The organism is Coleofasciculus sp. D1-CHI-01, from assembly GCF_040218875.1.
Lineage (GTDB): Bacteria > Cyanobacteriota > Cyanobacteriia > Cyanobacteriales > Coleofasciculaceae > Coleofasciculus.
On sequence record NZ_JAVJQP010000020.1, the window covers coordinates 1 to 26,168 of the forward strand.

Here is a 26,168-nt window from a genome sequence, read left to right on the forward strand (position 1 = left end):
GAACAACAGAACTGTTTACCTGAGTTTAAAAAGGTTTGGATTGAGTATGCTGAATTAGGTTCCCATACGTTACAAGCTACCTTAAAGCGGGTTGATTTTGCCTATAAGCGATTTTTCCAAGGATTAGGTAAGTATCCTAAGTTTAAAGCGAAGCGGCGATATAGCGGCTGGACATATCCGAATAAGCAACGCTGGAAGGCTTTATCTAACGGACTTAACGGTTACTTAGAACTGAGAGACCTCGATCTAAAGATCCAGATGCGGGGACAAGCTAGAACTTGGGGAACGCCAACGACTTGCACAATCTTTTTCAGGAATGGTTTGTGGTATGCGTCAATCACCGTACAGTGCAACCCAACCCGTCAAACAGGTACGGGTTCAATCGGAATCGACCTTGGCTGTAAAGACGCGGTAACGCTTTCAACTGGCGAGAAAATTGCTAAACCCGATTTTATTAAAGAGGGACACAAAAAAGTTAAGGTAGCCTCAAAGCGGTTAAGACGCAAAAGACCACCTAATAGGAACAAAAAAGTTAAGGGATCGAGACGATGGAAAAAAGAACAAAAGCGGATTTCTGAGCTTCAGGGTAAGATATCCCGACAACGAGAAGACTGGCTGCACAAAACAACCAGCGAGATAGTTAGCGGTAATAGCCTAATCGGTGGTGAGCAGTTAAACGTCATCAACGAAGTAAGTCGCTGTAGTTCATTACCTATAATCGGCGTTTAACCGGAATCAGTTAGCTGCATCTATTTCTTGACAATTACACTAAATAGTGTTATAGAAATGTGCCTGGACTGGCGATATAGGAGATTTGAGACGCAGACCAATCTAGTTGCTTAATTGTCAGCTATTGGTATATAATCAGAATCCCTTAACTATTAAACGAGCTAACAACAGGGTAGGTTAAATCACATTTATTCCTGATCGGGCTTGCCAACACCTGGTTAAGTTTGCTACCTTAGTTAAGGCGCAAGGATAACAAGCCGGGATAGCTCAGTCGGTAGAGCAGGGGACTGAAAATCCCCGTGTCGGCGGTTCAAGTCCGCCTCCTGGCATTCCTGAAAGCTGATTCTATTGAATTAATTAAGGCAGGAACAGTTAGTCTCCTGTAGCTTTTTCGTTTTGCATCTATTTGATATCGATGCTATCAGTTCATTGCCTGATCGCTAAACATGATCACCGTTGTTGTCATTTTAAATCTGCTAATCTCGCTATTTTGTTTTTATCTGGCGTGGCGGATTTGGAAATTACGACGGGTGCTAGCAGCGGCGGCTGATATTGTCGCTAGGGCTGAACAAAGTACATATAGGGTTTTACATGGCGCTCCCCAAGCCATCTCTAGAGGGCAACTCGGTGTTCACGGATTAAAAAAACGCTATCAGCATTTAGAGTTTCAGTTACAACGAGTACAGCGAGTCTTGATGGTGTTGGGCTTTATTCAAAAGACCTATCAGTCTAGGCGACGCCGTCGGGGAAAGCGATCGCCTGCCGAACGCTCCCAACTCTGAACCTTACCCGTTCCGGAGTATCCTTTTAGAATCCTCGGTCATTTATGCCCAGGAGAAGTCAAGCCAATTGCCCTCCATATATAGCGTAGCGAAGGTGAAAACCCCTGTGTTTCAAACGGGGGATGAAACCGAGCGAGTCGTCTAGCCAAGCAATTTTAGTTGTGAGTCTAGTACAATTTTCTGTTTTTATGCTAAAATAACCAGCCTAAGCAAAAACAAGATTATGATAGTTTTTGAGTTCAAGGTAAAAGCCAAACCAACTCAATACGCAGCCATTGATGAGGCGATTCAGACTTCTCAGTTTGTCCGAAACAAATGCTTACGATACTGGATGGACAACGAAGGTGCCAGCAAATACGACCTGAACTTTTACCAGCTTGACCAAATTAAGCGAGTGCGATTAGTTCGACGTGCCGATGGTTACTACGCACAGTTTGCGGTTAAAGTCGATGTGCGGATAAAGACCCAACCAACGGGGAGAGCCATTGGCTTAGACCTAGGGATCAAATACTTCCTGGCTGATTCCAACGGTCACACAGAGGAGTCACCCAAGTTTTACCGCAAATCGGAAAGACAACTCAATCGAGCTAATCGCAAGAAGTCAAAGAAGTACCGCAAGGGAGCAAAACCGCAGTCCAGAACACAAGCTGGCTGACATTGGCGTTCTTGAGCAGAGTCTTCACGGATTTCTCATCAAATTCTCTGGGCAAATCTGTCTAAAATTGGCGTAAGGATAGAGACCAAACGATGTCAAAAAAGAGTGCTGGAGTATTTATTGGGGGTTTAGTTGTGGGGGGTGTGATTGGCACCCTCACCGGATTGCTGATTGCCCCGCGTTCAGGGCGGGATACGCGACGGTTGTTGAAAAAATCTACAGATGCCTTACCGGATTTAGCCGAAGATCTATCAACAACTGTACAACTACAAGCCGATCGCCTTTCCGAATCAGCCCTACGCAACTGGGATGGAACCTTGACCCGACTACGAGACGCGATCGCGGCGGGACAAGAGGCTTCCGCCAAGACACGAGACGAACTAAACTCGTCTCAATCTGGCGTGGCGACTGAATCACCCGCGTCCGTTTCTGATCATCAAGTGTAGGCAACCGGTCGGTGATTGATCCTCTATTTTGGCTCGGACTCTCTATTTTATTAGTCGCGGTTAGCTTAACGGCTGTTTTAGTGGCAGCATTACCCGCGCTGCAAGAATTAGCACGGGCAGCCCGTAGTGTGGAAAAGTTGGCAGATACGCTGCGGCGGGAATTACCGCCTACTTTAGAGTCGATTCGTCTGACGGGTTTAGAAATTAGTGACTTGAGCAACGATATGAATGAAGGCGTTAAAAGCGCGGGTCAAGTCGTGCAACAAGTTGATCAAAGTATTAAAGGTGCGAAAAATCAGGCGAAACAAGCCCAAGTCAGCAGTCGTAGCGTTGTTGCGGGTGTGAAAGCGGCTTGGAAAACCTGGAGAAACCCTGGGGCTAGTCGTCGTTCCCTTGATCGTTTACCCCCCTCTGAACGTAAGGCTCTTGATTTGCAACAACAGGAGACAGATCCGGATACGGTTGAACAAGAGTATAAGAGATATGAGGAGATTCAGGATAATGCTCCTGTTTCTCGGCAGGGGGGTGATGGGTGAGATGGGGAAGATGGGGGAGATGAGGGAGATGGGGGAGATGAGGGAGATGGGGAAGATGGGGGAGATGGGTGAGATGGGGGAGATGAGGGAGATGAGGGAGATGGGGGAGATGAGGGAGATGGGGGAGATGGGGGAGATGGGGGAGATGGGGGAGATGGGGGAGATGGGGGAGATGGGGGAGATGGGGGAGATGGGGGAGATGAGGGAGATGAGGGAGATGGGGGAGATGAGGGAGATGGGGGAGATGAGGGAGATGGGGGAGATGGGGGAGATGGGGGAGATGAGGGAGATGGGGGAGATGGGGACAGTCTGGGTAGAAACGTACCATGGTGTATCTGTGTGTAGGGGCGGGTTTAGGGACTAATATTGATGGTTTTCCTTTGCTTGGCTGCAAAACCCGCCCTGACCTAACCGTTCAATTATCACAAATGACGAATGACAAATGACGAATGACGAATGACGAATGACAAATGACGAATGACGAATGACGAATGACGAATGACAAATCCAAAATATTAGAGTAAAGTAAACAAGTGTAAAGAAACTTGTACCTTAACCTAACCTTATCTCCCGTTTAAGATATTTAACCCCTGTCCATTGTTCTGTGTATCGCAATGCTGGATCTTTTTAAACGATTTTTGGTAATCTTGGTGGCGTTTTGTCTGGCTAGCTCTGTTTGGGCGATCGCACCATCCGCTCAGGCTTATAACAACCCCGATCTACTCCCGGAAACCCAGACGCCCATTATTGACTTGGCGAACCTGCTCCCCCAGCTTCAGGAAGAAGCCTTAATTCAAGACATAGAAACCTTTGAGGCACAAACAGGCTGGAAGCTGCGGGTATTAACCCAATATGACCGTACACCCGGTTTAGCCGTTCGCGATTACTGGGGACTCAATGATAAAAGCGTTTTATTGATTGCTGACCCACGCGGCGGTAATCTCTTGGGCTTTAATGTGGGCGACGATTTATATCAATTTCTACCCCGTACCTTTTGGGTAGAGTTACAGACACGCTTTGGTAATCTCTACTTTGTGCGTGACAATGGGGAAAACCAAGCAATTGTCCAAGCGTTAGACACCGTTAAAACTTGCCTAAATAAGGGTGGATGTAACGTTGTTCCGGGCTTGCCTCAAGAACAGTGGATTCTCACCCTGATTACCTCTTTAGTGGGTGGTGTCGTTTTGGGATTTGCCGCGATTCCTCGCAAAGATGGACAACTTGTGGCTTGGCAATGGGCGTTAATCTTTTCTCCTTTGTGGGGTATTCTCTTCATTGCTTTCGGAATCGGTCCTGTTGTCACTCGGACGGCTGAATGGTTGCCTTTATTTCGGAATGTATTGGCGTTTGCGCTAGGGGCGTTAGTGGCTTACCTGTCACCGTTCATTGGTCAAACGACAGCGTCGGAAATGTAATTGGTCATTAGTCCTTTGTTTTTTCCAGTAAGGGCGCACGTCTATGCGCCCCTACAGTATTACAGCAGATTGCAGGTTCATTTGCTGACAATTCCTGACCACTGCACCTTTTTTTGCTGAGTGCGGCGATAGGAGAAAAAATACTCCGGTTGCTGATAGGTACAGTGAGGCGCGATCGCGACTTGTTCATCCTGTAAGCCGAGTTGTTCGAGTTGTATAGCGTTTACCCGCCGTACATCTAAACGTACTCGCCCTGGATGGGGATCATCGAAAATTGGGGGAGAGGTAAGCTGCTGTAATTCAGCCAAAATCGATTCAGAAGTATCTGTTTTATCTGTAGGGATAATGCTAGAACCGACTTCTATGGCGACAGTTTCCGAAACTTGATACACGTCTGGCGCGATCGCAGGTCCCATGGCAACCCTCAGATTGTCGAGGCGGCTACCGGTTTCTAGGAATCGCGCGATCGTATTTGGCACAATTCGAGCCGCTGTTCCTCGCCATCCTGCATGAATAGCCGCGACTCGTCCCGTTTGTTCATCGCCAATCAGCACAGGCGTACAGTCAGCCGTGCAAACCCAGACAGCTTCCTGGGGGTGTTCAGTGAAGATACCATCAGCCGCAGGTTTTTCCGGTGTCTGAGTCTGCTTTTGACTGAGTGAACCCACAATTTCAGAGGGTGTGAGGACAGTATTCCCATGAACTTGGCGCACCCGATAAACATTCGCTTCAGGCTGTAGGGCTTCTACAATTTGGTCAGGGGTACGGGGTGAGAAAGCTGAGGTGAAGAAGCCGTGATGCCAAGATTCTAGAAGACTACAGGTTAGATACGGTAAATTGTCCCACGTTTGCCAGTGCCACGTATGCATTGATTTTTGTTCATTGTTCATGGTATTCCATCAAGGCAAGGTCAGCAGTACAATAGGCTAGCTTAGCTAATCTTTAAGCGGTAGTGGTACTTAATCAACAAGCTCTGGAAATAGCCCTGCAAACAGTCACACAACAGCTATCCGACTCTAGACTCCCAGGACTTCAAGATATCGGGGAGCTTGCTATCTATTTATTTGAGAGCCTATCCTCTACCAATCAAACCCTCTGGGAATTACTAGACAGAGGAACCCCACCTCCTACCATTGTTATCGCGGCTCAACAGACGGCTGGACGAGGACAGTGGGGACGGCAATGGCAATCGGAGCAGGGTGGGCTATACTTATCGTTGGCTTTAACCACGAATGTGGAAGCATCCAATAGCGCCCAGCTAACTATGTGCAGCGCTTGGGGTATTGCTACAGCGTTGAGATGCTATGGTATTCCTGTCCTGATTAAATGGCACAATGACCTGCTGTTGTTGGGTTATAAGTTGGGGGGTATTCTCACCGAAACTCGACTGTCTCAGGGGCAAATTACTAAAACGGTGATTGGGGTAGGCATTAACTGGAGCAATCCTGTGCCAGAAACAGGGATTAATTTACAATCCTTTTTTGCGACTCAACCCATGAGTCCATCCGTAACCTCCCTAGAACTGTTAGCCGCAATCGTGATCCAGGGATTGCGATCGGGATACCACTACGGGTTAGAATCAGGCATTGATAATTTACGGTTGTCCTATCAAAGGTTACTGTTTCATCAGGGAGTCTCGATTCAGGTTAACGGAAATCCTGGCATCATCAAAGGCGTCACGTCAACGGGTGATCTAAGAGTTAGCGTAAACTCAGCACAGGCAACGGATGCAAATGCTGACGCCGCCATCCGTCCCGAAATTCACCTCAAGCCCGGTACAATTAGTCTGGGTTATTCTCAAGAGGTGCCTTGAGTCCAAATGTTAAATATGAGTTGTTTGGATTACGGAATCAGTGTTCTTGCCTAATTAAATTCCCTTAAATTGACTAAAAATTTTTACTCAATATTAGATTGAGAGTGAGCCATGAGGAGTGAGTCCCAAATGAATAAACAAACCGTCGCCAATTCCACCCCAACGGGCGTATTTTATCGGTATCCCTGGCTGAAGCAGGGCATCAGTGTGATGGGAGGACTCGGTGTTCTCAGTAGTGGTTTGGTTGTTGCTCAAACCGATGCACCAATCGACACAGGCGTAGCCCCAGCCGCACCGCCTGCTCCCCCAGCGATTAAATTTACCCCGCCGCCCCCAGCACCTCCCGCCCAGCCTAAACCTGCTGCGCCACAAGCTATTGTTGCACCGCCAGCCCCAGCCCCTGCGCCTAAACCTGCTTATCGACCCCCGGCTCCTGCGCCTAAACCTGCTGCTCCTGCACCGGTTACGGTTAGTAAGCCTCCAGCGCCGGCTCCGGCTGCACCAACACCCAGAGTGGCGACACCTCCAGCGGCAAAACCGAGACTAAATCCGCCGAGTCTCTCCATCCCGGCTCCCGCTACCTTAGCCAAACCTCCGAAGGTTATTGTTAATCCTTCCCCGGCTCAGACGGCGACTCAATCCCCAGCCGCGCCGAATAATAGCTATATTGATCCGACCAACTACAGTCTGGGGGCAACACGGGGAACGGAAAAACCCACTGTGGTTGTGACTGAGCGGTCAACTGGTTGTCAAACCGTGTCGCGCAATGGACGATTGACGAGTGGGAGTTGTGGAGGTCAAGCGACGCCAACACGCCGAACGGCTAACGCCGGACAGGTTCAACCGCAACCGCCTCAACCCCAAAGAGCAACAGCAGCCGGAACTCGACTCCCTACACCTCCAGTTGCGGTCAATGCCAGTGTGGGACGCCCAGTCCGGTCAGTTCAACGGGTTGCCGTGTCTGGCAATTCTGGGGGACGGCAGTATACTCGCCGTCCTCCCGTCTCCTCTCTATCCCCAACGGCATCATCCAAAACCACTCCCACGGGTCTGACTTACTATAATTTTTCCAACCGACCCCAGGGACGTACTATCGTCGGTAATGCCAGCTTTATTTTCCCCTTAACCATTCCGTCGGCAATTAGCTCCGTATTCGGGTGGCGCACCCATCCGATTACCGGAACATCTCGTTTCCATGCGGGTACAGATATCGCCGCCCCGACGGGGACACCCGTTTTGGCGGTGGCTCCTGGTGAGGTGGCTACGGCTGATTACTTAGGTGGCTATGGACTAACGGTGATTTTGCGCCATGAGGAAGGGACTCAGGAAAGCCGCTATGCTCACCTGTCAGAAGTTTTTGTGCAACCGGGTGAATCGGTGGATCAGGGTAATGTGATTGGGCTGGTTGGTAGCACCGGATTTTCCACCGGTCCCCATCTTCACTTTGAATGGCGTCATCAAACCACTGATGGTTGGGTGGCAGTTGATGCTGGCGCTCATTTAGAATATGCTATGGCTCAACTGATTGATGCGTTGCAGGTGGCACAGGCGATCGAGCAACCGGATTCGTAAGCTAATTATAGGTAGAGACGTAGCATGCTACGTCTCTACCTGTTCCGATTTTTCAATGACTGAGTGGGTGTTCTGGTTTTCAGCTATACTTTGGCTTCCAGGGACTTGAGATATTCGGTATTGACACCGGATTCGCGGATCAGGGCAATTTTACCTGTCCGGGCGACTTCCCGAAGTCCAAACTTGCTCAAAATCTGGACGATCGCGACCATTTTTCCCGGGTCTCCCACAACTTCAATGGTTAGGGAATCTTCGGCAATATCGACCACCCGCGCCCGGAATACTTGGGCAAGTTCAATAATCTCCGATCGCGTGGAACTGGTGCCGTTAACTTTAATCAACATTAATTCCCGTTCCACACAAGGAGTCGTGGTAATCTCTTGAACCTTGATCACATTGATCAACTTGTAGAGTTGCTTGGTGAGTTGCTCAATCGATCGCTCATCCCCAGGCACTACCATCGTAATCCGGGAAATCCCAACTTTTTCCGCAGGACCTACGGCGAGACTTTCAATATTGAAGCCGCGACGGGCAAATAAACCAGCGATGCGAGTTAAGACGCCAGCTTCATCTTCAACTAAAACGGAAAGGGTGTGTTTCATCAGCTAACCCCAAAGTGGCACAAAGGCAATTGCCTCTTCCTTCTTTATAATCGTGTCTTGGTATGAGGCTTATATATCTTACCGTGGTCTGAAAAAATAACAAGACTTAATTAATCTATTTTTTGACTTTAAGCCCGGTGAAACCCAAACCCCGTCGTCGGGTATGGCAAAATTAAACGTAAAACCCAAGATTTCCATGACAGCAACCACTCCCTCCCTACCCACTCAATATGATCCCACCACGACCGAAGCCAAATGGCAGCAGTTCTGGGAAGAACAGGGCGTCTTTCAAGCCCACCCAGAACAAGGTGGTGAACCCTATTCCATGGTGATTCCACCGCCCAATGTCACAGGTAGCCTGCACATGGGTCACGCCTTGGGACAAACCATTATGGATATCCTAGTCCGCTACAACCGGATGAAGGGGTTTAATACGCTGTGGGTTCCGGGGACTGACCATGCCAGTATTGCCGTGTCCACAATCTTAGATCGGCAACTGAAAGCCGAAGGCAAAACTCGTCAAGATGTAGGACGGGACACCTATCTGAATCGCGCTTGGCAATGGAAGGAAGAATCAGGGGGTTGGATTGTTAACCAATTGCGTCGCTTGGGTGTGTCGGTGGATTGGTCGCGGGAACGGTTCACGATGGACGAAGGCTTGTCTAATGCTGTGCTGGAAGCCTTTGTCCAACTCTATGACGCCGGACTGATTTACCGGGGTGAATATATGGTGAATTGGTGTCCCCAGTCACAGTCGGCGGTTTCGGATTTGGAGGTGGAAAATAAGGAAGTTAATGGTCATCTGTGGCATTTTCGTTATCCCCTGACTGAGGGAAAGGGGTCAGTGGAAGTGGCGACAACTCGCCCGGAAACCATGCTGGGAGATACAGCAGTGGCGGTTAATCCCAACGATGAACGCTATCAGCATTTAATTGGCAAAACCTTGACCTTGCCGATTATGGGGCGAGAGATTCCGGTGATTGGGGATGAGTTAGTTGACCCTAGCTTCGGGACAGGCTGCGTCAAAGTGACACCTGCCCATGATCCCAATGACTTTGAGATGGGCAAACGCCATGACTTGCCCTTCATTACTATTCTGAATAAAGATGGCACGCTGAATGAAAATGCGGGCGAGTTTCAAGGACAAGACCGATTTGTGGCACGGAAAAATGTGGTGCAGCGCCTCGAAGCGGATGGATGCCTGGTTAAGGTAGAAGACTACCATCATACGGTTCCCTATAGCGATCGCGGTAAAGTCCCGGTTGAACCCCTATTATCCACCCAATGGTTCGTCAAGATTCGTCCCCTGGCGGATAAAGCCTTGGAATCGCTGGATCAGCATAACTCCCCCAATTTTGTCCCCGATCGCTGGACAAAAGTTTACCGAGACTGGTTAGTTAAACTAGAAGACTGGTGTATTTCTCGCCAACTCTGGTGGGGACATCAAATTCCCGCTTGGTATGCGGTTAGTGAAACCGGGGGACAAATTACCGATCATACTCCCTTTATCGTGGCTCATAGTGAAGCCGAAGCCTTAGAAAAAGCAACAGCACAATTTGGCGAATCTGTCAAACTAATTCAAGATCCCGACGTTCTCGACACTTGGTTTTCCTCCGGCTTGTGGCCCTTCTCCACCATGGGCTGGCCCCAACAGACAGCAGATTTAGAGACGTACTATCCTACCACCGTATTAGTTACAGGCTTTGATATCATCTTTTTCTGGGTTGCCCGGATGACGATGATGGGAGAATATTTTACCGATCAAATGCCATTCCAAACCGTTTATATCCATGGTTTAGTCCGGGATGAAAATAACAAAAAGATGTCCAAGTCGGCAAATAATGGTATTGATCCACTCATCCTAATCGAGAAATATGGTACTGATGCGCTGCGCTATACCTTAATCCGGGAAGTCGCCGGTGCAGGTCAAGATATTCGTTTAGAGTATAATCGCCAAACCGATGAATCGGCATCCGTAGAAGCCTCGCGCAACTTTGCCAATAAACTGTGGAATGCGGCGCGGTTTGTGATGATGAATCTGGATGGTAAATCGCCTCAAGCCTTGGGTTCGCCATTGGCACAGGAACGGGATACATTAGAATTATGCGATCGCTGGATTCTCTCCCGCTTTTATCAAGTCGTTACTCAAACCCGTCAGGATCTCGAACAGTACGGTTTAGGAGAAGCCGCCAAGGGACTCTATGACTTTATCTGGGGTGACTTTTGTGACTGGTATATTGAACTGGTTAAACAACGCCTGCGACAGCAGGGAACCCAATCGCGGCAAATCGCCCAGCAAACCCTGGCATACATTCTTGATGGTATCCTGAAACTGTTGCATCCGTTTATGCCGCACATTACCGAAGAAATCTGGCATACTTTAACTCAAAAGACAGACGAGTCTTTAGCGCTACAACCCTATCCGGCGTTACCCCAGGAAACCGAACCTGGTGCATTTCCCATCAATCAAGACCTAGAAAAGCAGTTCGAGTTACTCATTGGTGCAATCCGCACTATCCGTAACTTGCGTGCTGAAGCAGGGGTTAAACCCAAGACAAAAGCCCCGGTGATTTTGCAAAGCGAAAATCCGAATGAACGGGAGATTTTACAGAAGGGTGAATCTTATCTACAAGACTTAGGCAAAGTTGATACCTTGACGATTGTGCCAGCCTTAACCGAAGAATTGAAAAACACGATGGCAGGGGTAACGGGTACGGTTCAAGTAATTATTCCTCTAGCCGGTTTAGTCGATGTTGAAACACTTCGCGCTAAGTTAGAAAAAGACCTCAGTAAAATCGATGCTGAAGTCAAATCTCTGTCTAGTCGTTTGGCGAATCCAAACTTTGTCAATAAAGCCCCCACCCCTATTGTCCAGGGTGCCAAGGATGCATTGAGTGAGTCTCTGCATCAAGCCGAAATTTTGCGCGATCGCCTCAAGCGACTTTAAAACTGATGATAAATTATTCTTTCGTGAAAATCAATTCCTTGCTCATTAACGACCAACAACTAACAGGCTATGCTACATCTGGGTGAAGTGCAGAAAAATGACAACGACGGCAGCATTAAACTCGAATTGCTAGCTCGTCAAGAATCGGATGATTGCTGGGCAGTCATTAATCCACCAGAAAGCATTTCGCTAGATGGTGCGAACTCCATTCATCAAGGATCGTTAGTGTTGGTAAACATTTCTGACAATCAAGAGGTTCAGGATATTCAATCTGCCAAGGAGTGGGTATTAAACTTCGTCCACCGATACCTAACTATCGGAATTACGCCCATGTTCTTACAGGAAGAAGTAACCCGCACCGAACAATGGCGACAAGATTTGACGTTACAAAGTCAAGATTTAACTCGTCAGCGTGCTGAAATGGAAGCCCGTCGCGAAAATATTCAAGCCTTGGAAATTGAATTAAAACTCCAACAGCAACAAATGGAAGAACGGGAGGTTAAGTTACAGGAGCAATTAGAAAAGTATAATATTACTCTTCCGGATGAAGACGATGAGGAAGATGAGGAAGATGAGGGAGATGGGTGAAGCAGAGGGAGCAGAGGGAGCAGAGGGAGCAGGGGAAGCAATGTAGAGACGTAGCATGCTACGTCTGGAAGCTGGGGGAAAAGAGGCGTTCCGATGAAACATCTTTTGTAGGGGCGGGTTTTACTACTAACATTTCGTTTTCACCCTGATGTAACTAAACCCGCCCCAACCTAACCGTTCAATTATCGCAAATGATAAGCTGTCATGCATTTAAATTGGGTATTAGTAGCGAGCAAGATGCAAAGCCTGCGGCATGGCTTCGCTTAACGCACGACAAATCACCAATCCCCGAACTCAGGATTATTTTGATTATCAGGATTCTGATTGGACATAAACCCTGAACGATGACGATTTGCCGCAACCGTAAAATCATCATCAATATAAAACGTCACCTGCACCGGACCATATTCTTCCTCAATCATGCCCTTAATTCGTTCCACCAGTACAGAGGTTACGCCAGCAAATTCAGGATGAATGATTAGGTGCATTTGAATATACACATAACGCCCGACAATTCCCCGTGACTGAATATGATAACAGTGAGTAATTCCACCAACTTGATGAGCAATTTGCGCTAGAATTTCGGGAGCGATCGCGGTTTGCTCAACCAGTAGGGGAAATTGCCAGTTGATCACTTGCCAGCAATTCCTCACCGCCACGGGAACCAAGACAATGGCTAACACCACATCCAGCCAAACCCAACCCGCCTCGACGCCCAAAAGTCCCAGGAGTACCACAAGAGTCAGGCAAACATCCAACAACAGTTGTCGAGCATTAAACCCTAAGGCAGCACTTCTGAGTTGTTTCCCTTGATACCGTCCAACTAATGCCAATCCTAAACTGGTAATGATCACAACGGCGAGTAATTGAATCAGGGGTAAACTTACTCGCACCGGAAACGTCAACCACTCATCTGAGGGTTGGTTCAATAATTGTTGCGCTGACATTCCCCAGACATTTAATCCGGTAAACCCCAGAAAGCCAATCAGTAAGAATAGGATCAGGGTTTCCCACTTACCATGACCATACACCGATCGCCGGATGGGATGCTCATGGGCGATTAGCTTATATAAATTCAGCAGGGTACTGAAGCTAACCAATAACGTCTGCATCGATTCTGCCATAAGACTTAGCGATCGCGTCGCCCAAGCCGCAGAAACTTTAACCGATAATATAAATAAGGTTAGCCAAAGCGTTGTAAATAATATCAGGCGACTCGTCTGAATACGATGTGATCCTTCAGTCATGTGTCAGAAGGTAGTGAACCCAACAGGGGCAACTACCCAATAGTAAGCCCAATCTGTGCCTTCTTTCGCCAAGATTGCCAGAGATGGGGGAGATGGGGGAGCAGGGGGAGCAGGGGGAGCAGGGGGAGCAGGGGGAGCGCTATAGAACGTCTATTGTATTCAGCAAGCCCTATGTAGGGGCGGGTTTTACCACTAACATTTTGATTTCACCCGGATATAACTAAACCCGCCCCGACCTAACCATTCAATTATCACAAATGACAAATGACAAATGACAAATGACAAAGTATGCTACATCCTAGTCAATCCCTAAAATCATTCCTAGCTAATGTTGCCGGAAACCTGCCTCTGAGAACCGTTATTATTGTTCCGTTTGTCCTGCAAATTGTGGGAACGGTGGGATTGGTTGGATATCTTTCCTATCGTAATGGTCAAAAGACAGTTGACAACTTAGCCTATCAGTTAATCGATGAGGTGGACGAGCGCGTCGAACAAAATGTGTACCATTATCTAGAGAGTCCTCACCAGGTTACTCAAAACCTTGCTGCTGCTATTCATACCGGGGTTGTAGACTGGAAAAACTTTTCCGGATTAGAACGCTACTTCGCCCAGCAACTGCAAATTTATGGCACGGTGAGTAGTATGGCAATTGCTACTGAGGAAAAAGAATTTCTGGCTGTAGCAAATTCATTGGCAAGTGATTCTTTAATAATTCGTGTTCTTGATAAATCGACAAAATATGCCTTTCACAAGTATGCTGCCAATCTTCAGGGAACGCGACTAAAACGAATCAAGAGTATGACTGACTATGATCCCCACAATGATCCACCTGAGGGTGAGGCTTGGTATCCAGCGACAAAACAGGCAGGTCAAGAAATTTGGCGTCCCGTTGTTAGTTTATCCCAGGGCGTTGATCAACCTTTATTAATGATGGTTAATTTTTTACCCTTTGATAACTCAGAGGGAGATTTTCAAGGGGTTGTAGCGGCTACCCTTTTTGTGCCTGAGTTGGCTGAATTTATAGAGGGTGTGGAGGTAGGAAAAACTGGTCAAGTTTTCATTGTTAATCAAAAAGGAGAACTTGTTGCTAGTTCTACGGGTGAAATCCCCTTTAAGCCAGATTTAGAGTCAGATTATCTCAAGAACTTAAATCCTCAAGATTGGCGGCTACCTGCTCAAAATAGTAGGAATCCCCTGACTCAAGCCTCCGTCAAGATTCTATTGAATCAGGTTAATCATTGGTCTGAAATTAAGCAAGACCAAAAGTTTAAGTTTACATTTAACGACAATCGCTATTTCCTGCAAATTAACCCCATCCAGGAGCAATCTGGGTTGAACTGGTTAATTGTTACCGTTGTTCCGGAATCGGACTTTATGGCAGAAATTTATGCCAATACACGCACCACGATCGCATTGTGTGTGGCAGCATTAATCCTGTCTATTGTGCTGGGAATTAGTACCGCTCGCTGGGTGACGAAACCGATTCTCCAGTTAAATAGAGCCGCTGACGCGATCGCGCGGGGAGAATGGCAGCAATCCATCCCGATTAACCGGGGGGATGAAGTCGGTCAACTGGCAGAATCATTCCAGACAATGGCAGCGCAACTACACCAGTATTTTACTCAACTTCAATCCTCCAATCAAGCCTTAACTCAAAGTGAAAGCCGATTGACTCAAATTCTGGAAGCAATACCGATAGGGATATCGGTTCATGATGTTACCGGACAATTGACGTATGCGAATGAAAGGTCAAAAGAGTTACTGGGAATCGAGACATTACCCGACGCCAAAACTGAGGAATTAGCTGTAACGTATCAGGTTTATCAAAGTGAAACAGATCAATTGTATCCGGTCGAAAATCTGCCCGTGGTTCGCGCCATTAACGGGGAACAGACGAGGATAGAAGACATAGAAATTCATCAATCGGATCAGATTGTTCCCTTAGAAGTTTATGGAACACCACTATTGGATCAAATGGGGACAATTATTGGCGCGATCGCGGCGTTTGCGGATATCACCGAACGCAAGCGAGCCGAGGCACTCCAACGGAATTACCATCAAAATCTAGAAGCCAACGTTGCTCAACGAACGGCTGAATTAAGGGAAGCCAACGCCCGATTACAACGAGAAATCGCGGAACGTCAGTTACTCGAAGGTAAGCTGTATAGTTCTGAACAACAAATTCGGACAATTTTTGAAGCCATTAACGATATTATTCTGATTATTGATGCTCATAAAAATATCGAAGTTGCACCGACCAAGCGAACCTACTTATTCCCGGAAGATAGTCACCTGTTGAATGTGATTATCGAGCAATTTTTTCAAGACCATGAGGACTCTTGGTTTGCTCAAGTGCAAGAGGTACTGGATAGCCAGCAACCCCTTTATTTTGACTATAATTTAAACCTCGATAATCAGGATAAGTGGTTTACTATCTCCATTGCGCCTTTGTCTGATCAGGCAGTAATTTGGGTAGCACGGGATATTAGCGATCGCAAACAGGTTGAAGACGCTCTGTGCACCAGTGAATACCTGTACCGCGCCATGGCTAGGAACTTCCCCAATGGAGCCATGTTCCTATTTGACCATAACCTACGCTATCTGGTGGCGGATGGTCAGGCGTTGACAGAAGCCGGACATCGCGGGGAAGCCTTGCGTGGGAAAACCCTCTGGGAGGTTTTACCGCCAGACAATTGTGCCAGGGTTGAGCCACTCTATCATGCGGCGTTAGCCGGAGTTGAGCAGACTCAAGAAATTAGCTTTGAAGGGTTCACCTATTTGTGTCAGAGTACGGCGGTGAGAAATGATGCAGGAACCATCATCGCTGGGATGGTTGTCACCCAAAATATCACTGAGCGCCAGCAGTTTGAACAAGCCTTAATCAGGAGCGAGAACCGCTTCCAAGAAATTGCCAAAACCGTAAGTCAGTTCTTCTTTGTTCGCTCCGCCAATTCTGGTCAGTTTCTCTACGTCAGTCCCGCCTACGAAACGATTTGGGGACGTTCTTGTGAAAGTCTATATCAACACCCAGAATCCTGGATAGAGGCGGTACATCCCGAGGATCGTTCCTTGGTTCTCGATTCTATTAGCCAACAGTTTCAAGGACATTCGGTGAAGCGGGAGTATCGGATTCTTCGACCTAATGGTGAACAACACTGGATTACTGCTGATATTTCGGTGGTGCGGAATGAGGCGGGAGAACTGTTGCGGTTTGTTGGCTTGGTTGAAGATATTACCGAACGGAAACAAGCCGAAGACGCCCTACGCTATAGTGAACAACTCTACCGTACTATGGCAAAACATTTTCCCAATGGGGCAATTTTCTTATTTGATCAGGATCTCCGTTATTTAGTGGCAGATGGTCAAGGATTAGGTCGCTCAGGCTCAGGATATAGTCGGAATGTCTTAGAAGGAAAAACGATTTGGGAGGCGTTATCTGAGCAAGAATGTGCTTTAGTTGAACCCTTGTATCGTGAGGCTTTAGCGGGGATAGAAAAAAGCCTAGAAATGCCCTATCGACATCGGATTCAACTGCTGCAAACGCGGGCGGTGCGGAATGAGGCGGGAGAGATTATTGCCGGAATGGTTGTCGTCCAGGATATCACGGAACGGAAGCAAACGGAGGAAGCCTTACGAGAAAGTGAAGCGTTTTTACGCAGTATTTACGAAGGCATTGAAGCGGCTGTCTTTATCGTTGACGTTCTGGAAAACGGTGAGTTTCGCTATGTTAGCATTAATCCCACCCATGAACGGATGTCCGGTCTTCGCAACTTAGAAATAAAAGGGAAAACGCTACAAGAGGTATTAACACCAGACATTGCCGAGGCGGTGTGTCAACGGTATCGTCGCTGTCTGGCGGCGGGAGAGAAAATTACCTATGAACATTCGCTGCAGATTAACGGAAAAGATTCTTGGTGGATTAGTAATTTAACCCCGCTGAAAGACAGCAACTCGCGCATTTATCGACTAATTGGCACCAGCTTTAATATTAGCGATCGCAAACAGGTTGAACTCCAACTTAAGGAAAATCAACGGTTTATTGAGAAAATCATTAATGCTTCGCCACAACTGCTTTACCTGTTTGACCCCACGGCGGAAACCGATCTCTATATTAATCAACAGTCTCTGGATATATTGGGTTACACTCCCGCAGAAATTGTCGGACGAGGAATACAGTTTTTCCTAGACACCTTACATCCCGATGACTTGCCGTTAATTGAGCGCAACCTGAACTTTTGGCAAACGGCTACCGATAGCGATATATTAACCACCGAGAGTCGATTTCGCCACAAAAATGGCTCGTGGTGTTGGTTACTGTCACGGGAAGTAGTATTTGAACGGGATGAAAATAACCAGGTGATTAAGATCTTGGGAACCTCTCAAGATATCACTGAACTCAAAGAAGCCGAAGACGCCTTGCGACGCCATGAACGGATTGTGTCATCAACAACTGATGCCATTTCCTTGGTTGATCGGGATTACACCTATCAGATTATCAATCAAGCCTATTTGGATTGGAACCAAAAACAATATAACGAAATTGTTGGTCATTCGGTGAGTGATTTGCTGGGAGAGGACGTGTTTGTACAGGTAATTAAACCCAATTTAGATCGCTGTCTGGCGGGGGAAACCATAAACTATCAAGAATGGTTTGACTATCCGGGAGGGAAACGGGAGTTTATCAGCGTCACCTATATTCCTTATCTGGATGCCAATCAGCAGATTTTCGGCGTTGTCGTCAATTGTCGAAATCTCACCGAATTGAAACAAATTGAAACCCAATTGCGGCAAACCAACCAGGAAATGCAAGCGATTTTTGATGCCTTTCCGGATATCCTATTTCGGCTGGCGGCGGATGGCACGATTCTGGATTTTCGCACCAAAAACTATAAGGAGTTATATACATCACCGGACTCATTTGTTAACCATAAAATTCAAGATGTATTACAGACGACGGCGGGAACAAAACTCTATGCCGCGATTCAGCAAGTTTTGACAACTGAATCCCTAGTGACTATCGAGTATTCCTTACCCCTATCTCATGGGGAACAATACTTCGAGGCGCGAATGGTTCCCCTGAATCAAACTGAAGTGATTGCCCTCACCCGAAATATTAGCGATCGCAAACAAGCTGAACTGGCTCTAGCCGCCTCTCAAGCGCGATTTGCCGGGATTCTAGAAATTGCCAAAGATGGGATTATTTCCGTGGATAGTGAACAACGGATTATCCTATTCAATCAGGGTGCAGAACAAATGTTTGGCTACAAGGCAGATCAAATATTAGGTCAATCTCTAGATTTACTCTTACCCCATCGCGCCGCTACAATTCACCGCCAACATGTTACTAATTTTGCCGAATCGCCAGGTGTAGCGCGACAAATGGGAGAACGCAATGAAATTTTTGGTCGCCGCCAGGATGGGACAGAGTTTCCCATGGAAGCCTCCATTTCTAAGCTGGATATCAATGGCGAAATTATCTGTACCGCCATTCTCCGAGACATTAGCGATCGCAAACAGGCTGAATTGGCATTGAGTCAGCAAAAAGAAATTCTCCAGACAATTTTTGATTCTATTCCAATCCTATTGTGCTTCTATAATGAGGAAGTTGAGGTACAACTTATTAACCCAGCATTGGAGCAAACATTGGGATGGTCACTGGCAGAAATGCGAGATATTGATATTATGGCAGAGATTTATCCTGACCCAGACTATCGCACCTCAGTGTTAGAGTTTATGCTCAAAGCCGATGGCACTTGGCAAGACTTTCAGACTCAAACCCGCCGGGGCGAAATTCTAGACATTACTTGGGCAAATATTCGCTTACCCGATGGTTCTACAGTGGGAATTGGTAAAGATATCACCGAACGCAAACAGGCAGAATTAGCCATACAAGAGCGCGAATACCAATTGCGTACTCTAGCCGATAATCTACCCAATGGTATAATTTATCAACTCGTTCACGAACCCAATGGCAAGATTTACTTCTCCTATATCACTGCTGGGATTGAACGCTTATTCGGAATTAAACCGGAGGTGATTCTTCAGGATGCCTCTGTTCTACATAATCTAATTTTTGAAGAAGATCGCTTGCTTAATCAGCAACTCACCGAAGAATCGCGACTTAATCTGTCAGTATTTGAAATGCAGATGCGGAAGCGAAAACTAACGGGTGATATTCAATGGTCTTATCTGCGTTCTGCACCTCGTCGTTTAGCCGATGGACGAACGGTTTGGGATGGGATTGAAATTGATATTACTGAACTCAAGAAAACCGAGATCGAATTAGCCCAAGCCAAAGATGCCGCTGAAGCCGCGAATCGCGCTAAAAGTGCATTTTTAGCCTCAATGAGTCATGAACTTCGCACCCCCTTAAATGGTATTTTAGGCTATGCTCAAATTCTTAAACCCAATCCCAACTTAACCCAAAAACAAAAAGACGGAATTGAGATTATTCACCAGTGCGGTGAACACTTACTCACCCTAATTAACGATATTTTAGACTTATCGAAAGTAGAAGCTGGAAAACTGGAACTCTATCCCGAAGACTTTCATTTTCCCTCATTCCTCGTCGGACTCTGTGAAATCTTTCACCTCAAATCCATTCAAAAAGATATTAATTTTATCTATAATCCTCCCACACCTGTGCCACAAATCGTTCATGGGGATGAAAAGCGTCTCCGTCAAATCTTAATGAACCTGCTTTCTAATGCGGTTAAATTCACCGATACAGGGACTGTCACTTTTACAGTAAATATAATTCACAAAGGACAAATGACAAATGACCAAGGACAAATGACAAATGACAAAACCCGCTTCCAGGTTGAAGATACGGGAATTGGCATGAGTGCCGAAGACTTAGAGAAAATATTCTTACCTTTCGAGCAAATTAAGGAAACTTCTCGTCACCATGAAGGCACCGGATTAGGATTAGCAATTACTAAGAAACTCATCGCCTTGATGGGAAGCCAAATTCGGGTTGAAAGTCATCCCGGCGTAGGCAGTAAATTCTGGTTTGAGGTGGATTTACCGGAAGTCTCTTCTTCAGCCAAGTTTATTCCAGCAAAACCCCTGGAGACAGTTGTGGGGTATACGGGTGATCAACGCAAAATCTTGATTGTGGATGATCGCTGGGAAAATTGTGCGGTTCTTAGAAGTATTTTAGAACCCATTGGCTTTGAAATCCAAGAAGCCGCGAATGGACAAGAGGGATTAGACAAAGTGAGGGAATGGCAACCGGATTTGATTCTCGTTGATATTGTCATGCCTGTGATGAATGGACATCAAATGACGCAACAATTACGCCAAAATCCTGAGTTTAAATCAACACCCATTGTTGCAGTCTCTGCTAACGCTTTTGCCAATAACCGAGTGGAGAGTTTGGATGCTGGCTGTACTGATTTTATGACTAAGCCAATTGCCACAGCAGAGTTGTTACAGAAAGTTCAAGTGTATCTAAATGTATCCTGGGTTTATCAAGAGAACGCTGACCCCGCCAACTCCTATTTAGAATCAGGCGATCGCGTAATTCCGACTCAGGAGGAGTTAACGGTTCTCTATGAAGCGGCGAGTATGGGGGATGTCGCTGGGGTTGAGGAGGAAACGATGCGACTGCAAGATATTAATCCAGATTATATTCCCTTTGCCCTTGAAGTGTTGGAAATGGCGGCTCAGTTTGACTATGATAAAATTGTTGAGTTATTGGATAATTGTTTTGGCGATTAGGGATTGGTATTTTGTATTATGTCCTTTGTTTGATGAAATCGGGCGCAAGTCTTTGCGCCCCTACTGCCCCTATTTCCTGTTCCCTGTTTCCTCTAAACTGTTATAGCAAACAGGTATAAATTTACAGAATAGTTAAATGTAGGGGCGGGTTTAGGGATCAATGTTGATAGTCTGAGATAATGGAACAAACAAAACCCGCCCTCCCTACCCTATCTGGCAATGTTGATAGTCTGAGATAATGGAACAAACAAAACCCGCCCTCCCTACCCTATCTGGCAATGTTGATAGTCTGAGATAATGGAACAGACAAAACCCGCCCTCTTTACCCTATCTGGCAATGTTGATAGTCTGAGATAATGGAACAAACAAAACCCGCCCTCCCTACCCTATCTGGCAATGTTGATCGTCTGAGATAATGGAACAAACAAAACCCGCCCTCTTTACCCTATCTGGCAATGTTGATCGTCTGAGATAATGGAACAAACAAAACCCGCCCTCTTTACCCTATCTGGCAATGTTGATCGTCTGAGATAATGGAACAAACAAAACCCGCCCTCCCTACCCTATCTGGCAATGTTGATCGTCTGAGATAATGGAACAGACAAAACCCGCCCTCTTTACCTGATCGGCTTTTTGATAGGTTTAGTATAGCGTTGAGCTAGATAAAAACGGCGACAGAGTAATCGGGAAACTGAAGATCGTTTCACTGATGCTAGCTAAGTTAAATTTTGAGTAAAACTAGACTCCTTATCTACCCCATCCCGTGTCCAGCGAATAGAATAGCATTACCGGGCAAGGGAAACTAAGCTAAAATGTCACTTTATCCAAATTCTCAGTTAAATCCAGATTCCCCAAACGAGTTGACGAACGTCTGGGGGGAGATGCAGAATTCTCAAGGATATGCACAAATTCTGGTTATCGATGATACGCCAGAGAATCTGAAACTGGTTTCGGATTTCTTGAGAGATTCCGGCTTTGAGGTGCGGATTGCTAAAAGTGGTGAGCAAGGGCTGAAACTATTAGAGAAACTGAATCCCGCTCTGATCTTACTGGATGTGATGATGCCAGAAATGGATGGCTTTGAAACCTGTCGTCATCTGAAGGGGTGGGAGAAAACCAAAGATATCCCAGTTATTTTTATGACGGCGGCGGTGGATACGTCGAATTCTCAGGCAAAAGTCAAAGGGTTATCCTTAGGGGCGGTTGACTATATTAGCAAACCGATTCAACTGGATGAAGTGTTAGCCCGGGTTAAAATTCACCTACATCTCAAATTGTTAACCCAGCAACTCCAAGAACAAAACGCCCAGTTGCACCAAGAAATTCGCGATCGCAAACAAGCCGAAGCCGAGTTAGCCGAACATGCGCGGCGCTTAGCTTTGCGTTCAGATATCGGATTTGCATTGAGTCAGGAAAGTGAGTTACCCGCGATGCTGTTTCGCTGTACTCAGGCTTTTGTTCAACACCTAGATGTCGCCTTTGCCCGAATTTGGACGCTGAATTCCCAAGACAATATTTTAGAGTTACAAGCCTCGGCGGGATTGTACACTCATATTAATGGCGCTCATGCCAAAGTACCTCTGAGTAACTCAAAACTAGGTCGCATCGCCAGTCAACGCCAACCCCACCTCACCAATGATATCCTCAATGATCCTCAAATCACTGATCCAGACTGGGCGCGACGGGAAGGAATGGTATCCTTTGCTGGTTATCCCCTGATCGTAAACAATGAACTGGTGGGGGTTATGGCAATGTTCGCCCGTCATCCCTTACCCCTAACAACTCTGGATACCCTCGCCTCGATTGCTCACGAAATCGCGGTGGGAATTGAACGCCAGCAACTGGATCAAGCCCTGCAAGACTCTCAGCGCTGGCTACAGGCAATTAATGATGCCAATCCCAATATTATCTACATTCATGATTGGGTAGAAAGGCGCAATATTTACGCCAACCGGGAAATCCATGAAATTTTAGGCTATACCCCCGCAGAAATCCAGGAAATGGGGAACCAGGTTCTCTCGCTGCTGATGCATCCCAATGATTTTGCTATCCTCTCGGATCATGCACAACGAATTAAATATGCCAACGTGGGGGAAGTCTTTGAGTTAGAGTACCGGATGCGCCACAAAAACGGGGAATGGCGTTGGTTATTTTGCCGAGAAACCGTGTTTAAACAGGATGCAGACGGGACAACCCGACAAACCCTAGGTGCTGCGATTGATATTAGCGATCGCAAAACAGCCGAAGCCAACCTGCGCCTGTCTGAAGCCAGACTCACCGAAGCCCAGAAAATTGCATCTGTTGGTAGTTGGGAGTCTAATCGGCTGACGGGGGAGATTATTGGCTCAACGGAACTCTTCCGAATTTATGGGCTAGAACCTAACCCAAACCCCCTCACCTATAAGCAACATCTGACTTGGATTCATCCCGATGATCGCCCTTTATTTACCCAACAGGTGAAAAACGCGATCAAGACGCCTCAATCCTATACGATTGAATATCGAATTATTCGTCCCGATGGTGAAGTTCGCTATCTAGAAGGTCGAGGTAAACCTGTCCTGAATGCCCAAAATCAGGTAATTAAACTAATGGGAACCGTTCTGGATATAACAGAACGCAAGCAAGCCCAAATGGTGCTAGAACAGCAAAATGATCTCCTGAAACAGATTGCTTCCGATGCGCCCCTACCGGATATTTTGGCAGCCTTAGCCCAATTCGTTGAGGAACGATCTGGGCAAATGCGCTGTTCCTTTCTCTTAGTCGATGAACAGGGGAAACTGCGCTTAGGTGCAGCACCGAGTTTACCTGATGCGTATAATCAAGCGATCGATGGTGTGGAAATTGGTGAGGGTGTCGGTTCCTGTGGTACGGCGGCGTATCGCCAAGAAACGGTTATTGTCAACGATATTGCTACTGATCCGTTATGGGCAAATTATAAAGACTTAGCCTTAGCTCATGGGTTGCGAGCCTGTTGGTCTGTCCCCATTTTATGCAGTGATGGCAGCATTTTAGGCACATTTGCCGGGTATTATCACCAACCGCAAACCGCCACGACTCTGGATCAAGACTTAATTGATCAAATTCTCTACCTTGCCAAAATTGCCATCGAACGGACGCGATCGCAAGCCGCCTTACACCAAAGTGAAGAACGCTTACAACTGGCGTTAGACGCATCAGGAGATGGGTTATGGGATTGGAATGTCAACACTGGAGAGGTGTATTTGTCCCGTCACTGGTTCGATATGCTGGGTTATGATTGTGATGAAATATCAGGACATATTAAGACTTGGGAAAACCTAATCCATCCCGACGATAAACCGGGGGTGATGGAACTGTTGCAGGCGCATTTACACGATCATTCCATCCCCTACCAATTAGACTATCGACTTCAAACCCAATCCGGGGACTATAAATGGATTTCCAACTACGGGAAAGTCGTCGCCAACGATGAAAACGGTTCACCCGTGCGGATGACAGGTACTCACCGCGATATTAGCGATCGCAAACAAATCGAATTAGAATTGCAGAAATCAGAAACCCGCGAACGGAAAAAAGCCAAGGCGCTTCAAGACACCCTGAAAGAATTAAAACGTACCCAAGCCCAACTAATCCAAACCGAGAAAATGTCCAGTTTAGGGCGGATGATTGGCGGTGTTGCCCATGAAATCAACAATCCCGCCAACTTTATCTACGGCAATATTACTTATGCCCGTGACTATTTCCAAGACCTATTAAAACTCGTACACCTGTATCAGCAAACCTATCCTGAACCCAGCGCCGCAATTGAACAACTGAGTCAAGAGATCGATTTAGAGTTTCTGGTTGAGGATTGGGATAAGCTGTTCACCTCCATGGAAGTGGGGATTGAACGCATCGGGAAAATTGTGCGATCGCTCAAATCCTTCTCTAAGTTGGATGAAGCTCAGTTAAAACTTGTAGATATCCATGAAGGCATTGATAACACCCTGTTCATATTACAGCATCTACTCCGGGCTGAAGGCAATCGCCCAGAAATTCAAGTGATTAAACACTATAGCCAACTTCCCAAAGTGATTTGTTATGCCAGTCAGTTAAATCAAGTCTTTATCAATATCTTTGATAATGCGATTGAAGCCTTAAACTGTCAAGCCGAACCTCGATTGATTACTATCACCACTGAAGTATCTAATCATAGAGAACCTGAAGGTACACAGGAGCAATCCATAATTATTCGGATTCGCGATAACGGAATTGGCATGAGTGATAACGTGCATCAGCATATCTTTGACCCGTTTTTCACCACCAAACCTGTCGGGAGTGGCACGGGTTTAGGGTTAGCCATAAGTCACCAGATTATCGTAGAAAAACATCAGGGTAAAATTAGCTGTGTGTCTGACTTAGGCAAAGGCTCAGAATTTATTATCGAACTTCCCGTTAAGTAGGTAGGGACAATAAAAGCGATCAAAACTCGGTCAGGGCGGGTTTGAAAAAAGGTTATCATCAATAGCGACATGTAAGCCCATAAACCCGCCCCTACTCAAACCTCAAAACTCCCATGCCCAAATGGTTTAACACCGCCGGTCCGTGCAAAGCCGACATCCACTACATGCTCTCGCCCATAGCGCGGCTACCCCAGTTAGACCCACTAATTGAGCAGCAGGGCTACTTTGTCATCCATGCACCCCGGCAAACTGGCAAAACCACCACTATGCTCGCCCTCGCCCAACAGTTAACCGCCAGCGAACAATACACCGCCGTGATGGTATCCGCAGAAGTAGGAGCCGCCTTTCCCCATGATCCAGGTGCCGCAGAAAACGCCATGCTGGGCAGTTGGCGCGAGAATGCCGAAGACTATTTACCCTGGGAACTCCATCCACCGGAATGGTCCCCCGCTGAACCCGGACAGCGTATCCAGCGATTGAAATCGCTGCTACACAAACAAAGTCCGCCTGCGCGGACTAGGTTATAACGAGGGTAGCTAACCCGGATTTGGTATAACCTGGTGGGTTACGGCGGATATAGGATTAAAGGGTTCGTTTTTTTAACGGAGTACCGCCTAACCCACCCTACTGGCGTGGCACACCTTCATTGGTGGATTAGCATTGTAGGGGCGACCCGCTTGCATCAATTCACAA

Annotated in this window: 14 protein-coding genes, 1 tRNA gene and 3 pseudogenes; 15 read left to right on the forward strand and 3 right to left on the reverse strand. The window is 46.8% G+C overall.

Annotated elements, in window-relative coordinates:
* From RIB93_RS03790 to RIB93_RS03825, 8 genes and pseudogenes are all read left to right on the forward strand, one after another.
* A pseudogene (locus RIB93_RS03790) lies at positions 1-681 on the forward strand (RNA-guided endonuclease InsQ/TnpB family protein); the annotation flags it as partial.
* Between the two features lie 304 nt (positions 682-985).
* Positions 986-1,058 (forward strand) — tRNA-Phe (locus tag RIB93_RS03795).
* A 117-nt stretch (positions 1,059-1,175) separates the two neighbouring features.
* On the forward strand, positions 1,176-1,511 hold the full coding sequence (locus tag RIB93_RS03800) for a hypothetical protein (RefSeq protein WP_446370432.1): 336 nt from the start codon (positions 1,176-1,178) through the stop codon (positions 1,509-1,511).
* Positions 1,512-1,734: 223 nt separating this feature from the next.
* A pseudogene (locus RIB93_RS03805) lies at positions 1,735-2,151 on the forward strand (transposase); the annotation flags it as partial.
* A gap of 107 nt (positions 2,152-2,258) precedes the next feature.
* A complete protein-coding gene (locus tag RIB93_RS03810; protein ID WP_446370434.1) occupies positions 2,259-2,612 on the forward strand; it encodes a YtxH domain-containing protein in 354 nt (117 codons plus the stop codon).
* An 11-nt stretch (positions 2,613-2,623) separates the two neighbouring features.
* Positions 2,624-3,148: a DUF948 domain-containing protein gene (locus RIB93_RS03815; protein WP_446370436.1), complete on the forward strand. Its 525-nt coding sequence runs from the start codon at positions 2,624-2,626 to the stop codon at positions 3,146-3,148.
* On the forward strand, positions 3,096-3,512 hold the full coding sequence (locus RIB93_RS03820; RefSeq protein ID WP_446370438.1) for a hypothetical protein: 417 nt from the start codon (positions 3,096-3,098) through the stop codon (positions 3,510-3,512). Before RIB93_RS03815 ends, RIB93_RS03820 begins: the two co-directional genes overlap by 53 nt.
* Before the next feature lie 250 nt (positions 3,513-3,762).
* Positions 3,763-4,563 carry a TPM domain-containing protein gene (locus RIB93_RS03825; RefSeq protein WP_446370440.1) on the forward strand — a complete coding sequence of 267 codons (801 nt, stop codon included), beginning with the start codon at positions 3,763-3,765 and terminating at the stop codon, positions 4,561-4,563.
* A 77-nt stretch (positions 4,564-4,640) separates the two neighbouring features.
* Here the strand turns inward: RIB93_RS03825 and pgeF are convergent, their stop codons facing one another.
* Positions 4,641-5,453 (reverse strand): peptidoglycan editing factor PgeF, encoded by an 813-nt coding sequence (gene pgeF / locus RIB93_RS03830; RefSeq protein WP_446370442.1) that lies wholly within the window; start codon positions 5,451-5,453, stop codon positions 4,641-4,643.
* A 62-nt stretch (positions 5,454-5,515) separates the two neighbouring features.
* On the opposite strand from pgeF, the gene RIB93_RS03835 reads away from it, so the two are divergent.
* The gene (locus tag RIB93_RS03835) at positions 5,516-6,376 is read left to right on the forward strand and encodes a biotin--[acetyl-CoA-carboxylase] ligase (RefSeq protein ID WP_446370444.1); all 861 of its coding nucleotides are present in this window, start codon (positions 5,516-5,518) and stop codon (positions 6,374-6,376) included.
* A 129-nt stretch (positions 6,377-6,505) separates the two neighbouring features.
* The gene (locus RIB93_RS03840; protein WP_446370446.1) at positions 6,506-7,948 is read left to right on the forward strand and encodes a M23 family metallopeptidase; all 1,443 of its coding nucleotides are present in this window, start codon (positions 6,506-6,508) and stop codon (positions 7,946-7,948) included.
* A gap of 83 nt (positions 7,949-8,031) precedes the next feature.
* On the opposite strand, the gene ilvN is transcribed toward RIB93_RS03840, so the two are convergent.
* Positions 8,032-8,550, reverse strand: coding sequence for an acetolactate synthase small subunit (ilvN, locus tag RIB93_RS03845; RefSeq protein ID WP_006103562.1), 519 nt, complete (start codon positions 8,548-8,550; stop codon positions 8,032-8,034).
* A gap of 196 nt (positions 8,551-8,746) precedes the next feature.
* Between ilvN and RIB93_RS03850 the strand changes: the two genes are divergently transcribed.
* Together RIB93_RS03850 and RIB93_RS03855 are read left to right on the forward strand one after the other, a co-directional pair.
* Positions 8,747-11,497, forward strand: coding sequence for a valine--tRNA ligase (locus RIB93_RS03850; RefSeq protein ID WP_446370456.1), 2,751 nt, complete (start codon positions 8,747-8,749; stop codon positions 11,495-11,497).
* Positions 11,498-11,566: 69 nt separating this feature from the next.
* Positions 11,567-12,085 (forward strand): hypothetical protein, encoded by a 519-nt coding sequence (locus RIB93_RS03855; protein WP_446370448.1) that lies wholly within the window; start codon positions 11,567-11,569, stop codon positions 12,083-12,085.
* A gap of 278 nt (positions 12,086-12,363) precedes the next feature.
* Here the strand turns inward: RIB93_RS03855 and RIB93_RS03860 are convergent, their stop codons facing one another.
* Entirely contained in the window at positions 12,364-13,332 is a 969-nt protein-coding gene (locus RIB93_RS03860; RefSeq protein ID WP_446370450.1) for a cation transporter, read from the reverse strand.
* Between the two features lie 288 nt (positions 13,333-13,620).
* Between RIB93_RS03860 and RIB93_RS03865 the strand changes: the two genes are divergently transcribed.
* From RIB93_RS03865 to RIB93_RS03875, 3 genes and pseudogenes are all read left to right on the forward strand, one after another.
* Positions 13,621-21,054, forward strand: a complete 7,434-nt coding sequence (locus RIB93_RS03865; protein WP_446370452.1) for a PAS domain S-box protein — start codon at positions 13,621-13,623, stop codon at positions 21,052-21,054.
* An 812-nt stretch (positions 21,055-21,866) separates the two neighbouring features.
* The gene (locus RIB93_RS03870) at positions 21,867-25,475 is read left to right on the forward strand and encodes a PAS domain-containing protein (RefSeq protein WP_446370454.1); all 3,609 of its coding nucleotides are present in this window, start codon (positions 21,867-21,869) and stop codon (positions 25,473-25,475) included.
* A gap of 113 nt (positions 25,476-25,588) precedes the next feature.
* Positions 25,589-25,978: pseudogene (locus tag RIB93_RS03875) on the forward strand (ATP-binding protein); the annotation flags it as partial.
* Positions 25,979-26,168: the final 190 nt, after the last annotated feature.

Bases quoted from the DNA above. Each gene is read 5' to 3' on its own strand.
- RIB93_RS03820 (WP_446370438.1), top strand. From the start codon at position 3,096: ATGAGGAGATTCAGGATAATGCTCCTGTTTCTCGGCAGGGGGGTGATG.
- RIB93_RS03860 (WP_446370450.1), bottom strand. From the start codon at position 13,332: ATGACTGAAGGATCACATCGTATTCAGACGAGTCGCCTGATATTATTT.
- RIB93_RS03825 (WP_446370440.1), top strand. From the start codon at position 3,763: ATGCTGGATCTTTTTAAACGATTTTTGGTAATCTTGGTGGCGTTTTGT.
- RIB93_RS03840 (WP_446370446.1), top strand. From the start codon at position 6,506: ATGAATAAACAAACCGTCGCCAATTCCACCCCAACGGGCGTATTTTAT.
- pgeF (WP_446370442.1), bottom strand. From the start codon at position 5,453: ATGAACAATGAACAAAAATCAATGCATACGTGGCACTGGCAAACGTGG.
- ilvN (WP_006103562.1), bottom strand. From the start codon at position 8,550: ATGAAACACACCCTTTCCGTTTTAGTTGAAGATGAAGCTGGCGTCTTA.
- RIB93_RS03855 (WP_446370448.1), top strand. From the start codon at position 11,567: ATGCTACATCTGGGTGAAGTGCAGAAAAATGACAACGACGGCAGCATT.
- RIB93_RS03800 (WP_446370432.1), top strand. From the start codon at position 1,176: ATGATCACCGTTGTTGTCATTTTAAATCTGCTAATCTCGCTATTTTGT.
- RIB93_RS03810 (WP_446370434.1), top strand. From the start codon at position 2,259: ATGTCAAAAAAGAGTGCTGGAGTATTTATTGGGGGTTTAGTTGTGGGG.
- RIB93_RS03870 (WP_446370454.1), top strand. From the start codon at position 21,867: ATGTCACTTTATCCAAATTCTCAGTTAAATCCAGATTCCCCAAACGAG.
- RIB93_RS03850 (WP_446370456.1), top strand. From the start codon at position 8,747: ATGACAGCAACCACTCCCTCCCTACCCACTCAATATGATCCCACCACG.
- RIB93_RS03865 (WP_446370452.1), top strand. From the start codon at position 13,621: ATGCTACATCCTAGTCAATCCCTAAAATCATTCCTAGCTAATGTTGCC.